This is a genomic window from Teichococcus deserti, from assembly GCF_001982615.1.
Taxonomy (GTDB): Bacteria; Pseudomonadota; Alphaproteobacteria; order Acetobacterales; family Acetobacteraceae; genus Pseudoroseomonas; species Pseudoroseomonas deserti.
In genome coordinates this window covers 1-3,365 of sequence record NZ_MLCO01000163.1, presented here as the reverse complement: position 1 = coordinate 3,365, position 3,365 = coordinate 1, and the positions used below count along the sequence as shown (strand labels likewise).

Below are 3,365 nucleotides of genomic sequence, written 5' to 3'. Positions count from 1 at the left end.
GGCCTGGCGCCGAGGGGGCATCCCGGCGGGACGCGGCAAAACAAGCGTGAGCGGTCCGGATGTGAACGCGGCGCCTCAGGGGGCGAAGCGGACATAGCCCTCGGGGCTGATCGGCCAGGCGGGGTTGAAGGCGATCTCCCAGGCATGGCCGTCCGGATCGGCGACATAGCCGCGGAAGCCGCCATGCGGCGGCGCGTCGGCGGCGCGCAGCAGGCTGCCGCCATGGGCGACCAGCCGCTCCATGGCGGGGGCGACGTCCTCGGCGCGGGTGACGTTATGGGCGAGCGCGAAGGCGCCGGGCCGGGTCTGGTTCGCCCGCTGCGAATCGGCCGCCAGCGCCGCTTCCAGCCAGGTGCCGAGCACGAAGCCGTTCAGCTGGTAGAACAGGATCTCGGGGTTCTCGAAGACCGGGGCCCAGCCGAAGCCCTCGGCATAGAAGCGGCGGGAGGGGGCCAGGGCGGCGACCCCCAGCGTGATCACCGACATCTGGGCCTGCATGGCGCCCCCTTCCCTGGTCCGCGGTTACCTCAGGCGGGCAGCTTCCCCCGCACCACGGCCAGGGCCGCGGCATAGGCGGCCTCGGCATCCAGCGTGGTGGTGTCGAGCTGCACGGCGTCCTCCGCCGGCTTCAGCGGCGCGACGGCGCGGCTGGCATCCTGCGCGTCGCGGGCGCGGAGTTCTTCCAACACCACCGTGAGGTCGGCCTCGACGCCACGCCCGGTCAGCTCCAGGTGGCGGCGGCGGGCGCGCTCCTCGTCGGAGGCGGTGACGTAGAGCTTCACCGGCGCATCGGGGAAGACCACGGTGCCGATGTCGCGGCCGTCCAGCACGGCGCCGTGCAGGCGGCCGTAATCGCGCTGCCAGTCCAGCAGGGCGGCGCGCACGGCCGGGATGGCGGCCACCGCGCTGGCGGCGCGGTCGGCCTCGGGGCCACGCAGGTCGCCTCGCGCCAGGTCGGCCGGCGTCAGGCTGCGGGCGGCGGCCTCGGCGGCGGCGGCGTCGCGGGGATCGGCGGCGGCATCCAGCACCCGCCGGCCGGTCGCCCGGTACAGCAGGCCGGTGTCGAGATAGGCCAGGCCCAGCTCGGCGGCCAGCCGCCGGGCCAGCGTCCCCTTCCCCGCCGCGGCCGGGCCGTCGACGGCGATGACCAGGCCCGGCCGGGGGGTGGTGCTCATGCGGCCCCGCTGTTCAACCGGCGCAGCGCGTCGCCGCCGCTGGCGCGGTTGATCAGCTCGGCGAAGCCCGGGAAGGAGGTGTCGATGAAGCTGCTGTCGTCGACCGTCACCGGGTTCTCGGTGGCCAGGCCCAGCACCAGCGCGCTCATGGCGATCCGGTGGTCCATATGGGTGACCACCTGGCCGCCGCCCGGGGGACGCGCGCCGGTGCCGTGCACCAGCATGTCGTCGCCCTCGATCTCCACCTTGATGCCGTTGGCGGCGAGCAGGGCGGCGGTGGCGGCGACGCGGTCGCTTTCCTTGACGCGCAGCTCGGCGAGGCCCCGGAAGCGGCTGACGCCCGTGGCGCAGGCCGCCGCCACCGCCAGGATCGGGTATTCGTCGACCATCGAGGGGACGCGCTCGGGCGGCACGTCGACGGCCTTCAGCGTGCCGAAGCGGGCGGTGATGTCGCCCACCGGCTCGCCGCCCTCGGTGCGGGCGTTCGAGATGGTCAGGTCGGCGCCCATCTCCTGCAGGCTGGTGAACAGCCCGGTGCGCAGCGGGTTCAGGCCGACGCCCTCGACGGTGAGCTCGGAGCCCGGCACCAGCAGCGCGGCGACCAGCGGGAAGGCGGCGGAGGACGGGTCGCCCGGCACGGCGACGGGTGCCGCGATCAGCTCCGGCTGGCCGTCCAGCTCGATCACCCGGCCATGGCCTTCGGCGGCGACGCGGACGGTGGCGCCGAAATGGCGCAGCATGTTCTCGGTGTGGTCGCGCGTCGCCTCGGGCTCGATCACCCGCGTCACGCCGCGGGCGCAGAGCCCGGCCAGCATGACGGCCGACTTCACCTGGGCCGAGGCCATCGGCAGGCGGTAGTCGAGCGGCAGCGGGTCGGTGGCGCCCTCGATGGTCAGCGGCAGCCGGCCGCCGGCGCGCGACGAGAAGCGGGCGCCGGAGGCCGAGAGCGGGTCCATCACCCGCTTCATCGGCCGCTTGCGCAGCGAGCCGTCGCCGGTCAGCACCGCATAGAGCGGATGGCCGGCCAGCAGCCCGCAGATCAGCCGCGCGGCGGTGCCGGAATTGCCCATGTCGAGCACGTCCTCCGGCTCGACCAGCCCGCCGACGCCGCGGCCGGAGACCTGCCAGTGGCCCTCGCCGAGGCGGTCCACCGTGGCGCCGAGGGCGCGCATGGCGGCGGCGGTGCGCAGCACGTCCTCGCCCTCGAGCAGGCCGGTGATCTCGGTGCGGCCGACGGCCAATGCCCCGAACATCAGCGCGCGATGGCTGATGGACTTGTCGCCGGCGACCGTCAGGCGGCCGGCGAGGCCCTGGAGCGGCCGGGTGGCGCGCAACGGCCTTGCTTTCGTGTCGTGTCCCACAAAGCGGGGGTTTGACATGGGGGCGGGGTGCGTGGCAATGCGCGGCGTGTTTCTCGGCCGGCCCATCCCTGGCCCGCCTATTCCCGGGATATTCACGCTGATGGCCAAGCCCGAACTGGGTCTGAAACGCACTTGCGTCGCCTGCGGCGCCAAGTTCTACGACATGACCCGCCAGCCCGCCGTGTGCCCGAAATGCGGCACCGAGCAGCCGGCGGAGCAGCCGCGCCTGCGCCGCGCCGCCGCCGCCGTCGAGGAGAAGCCGAAGAAGCGCGTGATCGCGCCCGAGGCCGATGGCGACGATGTCGAGATCGAGGACGTCGATGCCGACGAGAACCTCGACGATGCCGAGGACCTCGACGACTCCGAGGACGACATCGACGGCGAGATCGAGGTCGAGACCGACCGCGAGGAAGAGAACTGATCGCCCTGCCGGGCCTCCTTCGGGAGCCCGGCGGCTGATACCGGTTCGATACGGGAATCCGGCCGCGGCCTCCGCGCGCCGGATTTTTGCTGTCGGGCGGCCCGGCGGCCCATTCCTGTCCCCGATGTTTCCGCGCAGACTGCCGGCGCAGAAAGCACGAGGGGGCCCGAGCCCCCCGGGAACAGGGAACCGTCCGCCATGTCCAGCCACACCCTGGCCAGTCCTGTCATGGATCGCATCCTGCTGCCCGGTGCCGATGGCCGGCTGGCGCCCTTCGCGCTGAGCCCGGCGCGGCGCTTCCCGGCGGCCCGCCCCCCCTTCCCGCGCATCGCGCTGGCCGCCGCGCATATGGTCGTCGACCCGCTGGTCCCCCAGGACCCCTGGGACGCCCAGGCGATCGACTGGGAC

Annotated in this window: 5 protein-coding genes; 2 read left to right on the top strand and 3 right to left on the bottom strand. The window is 73.9% G+C overall.

Annotation, left to right across the window (positions count from 1 at the left end; genetic code table 11):
- Nucleotides 1-75: 75 nt before the first annotated feature.
- Genes BKE38_RS16295 through aroA form a run of 3 tightly spaced genes read right to left on the bottom strand, consistent with a single transcriptional unit; the run spans nucleotide 76 to nucleotide 2,554 of the window.
- The gene (locus BKE38_RS16295) at nucleotides 76-498 is read right to left on the bottom strand and encodes a VOC family protein (RefSeq protein WP_076958339.1); all 423 of its coding nucleotides are present in this window, start codon (nucleotides 496-498) and stop codon (nucleotides 76-78) included.
- 29 nt (nucleotides 499-527) lie between these two features.
- A complete protein-coding gene (cmk, locus tag BKE38_RS16290; protein WP_076958338.1) occupies nucleotides 528-1,175 on the bottom strand; it encodes a (d)CMP kinase in 648 nt (215 codons plus the stop codon).
- Complete coding sequence (gene aroA, locus BKE38_RS16285) at nucleotides 1,172-2,554, bottom strand: 3-phosphoshikimate 1-carboxyvinyltransferase (protein WP_083747595.1); 1,383 nt, start codon at nucleotides 2,552-2,554, stop codon at nucleotides 1,172-1,174. The genes cmk and aroA overlap by 4 nt, the downstream gene beginning before the upstream one ends.
- An 82-nt stretch (nucleotides 2,555-2,636) precedes the next feature.
- Between aroA and BKE38_RS16280 the strand changes: the two genes are divergently transcribed.
- Together BKE38_RS16280 and BKE38_RS16275 are read left to right on the top strand one after the other, a co-directional pair.
- Nucleotides 2,637-2,957: a TIGR02300 family protein gene (locus BKE38_RS16280; protein ID WP_076958337.1), complete on the top strand. Its 321-nt coding sequence runs from the start codon at nucleotides 2,637-2,639 to the stop codon at nucleotides 2,955-2,957.
- Between the two features lie 198 nt (nucleotides 2,958-3,155).
- On the top strand, nucleotides 3,156-3,365 hold a 210-nt coding region (locus BKE38_RS16275), incomplete at its 3' end, for a DUF993 family protein (RefSeq protein ID WP_242662388.1).

Excerpts from the sequence above, each read along its gene's own strand:
- BKE38_RS16295 (WP_076958339.1), bottom strand. The coding sequence starts at position 498 with ATGCAGGCCCAGATGTCGGTGATCACGCTGGGGGTCGCCGCCCTGGCC.
- cmk (WP_076958338.1), bottom strand. The coding sequence starts at position 1,175 with ATGAGCACCACCCCCCGGCCGGGCCTGGTCATCGCCGTCGACGGCCCG.
- aroA (WP_083747595.1), bottom strand. The coding sequence starts at position 2,554 with ATGTCAAACCCCCGCTTTGTGGGACACGACACGAAAGCAAGGCCGTTG.
- BKE38_RS16280 (WP_076958337.1), top strand. The coding sequence starts at position 2,637 with ATGGCCAAGCCCGAACTGGGTCTGAAACGCACTTGCGTCGCCTGCGGC.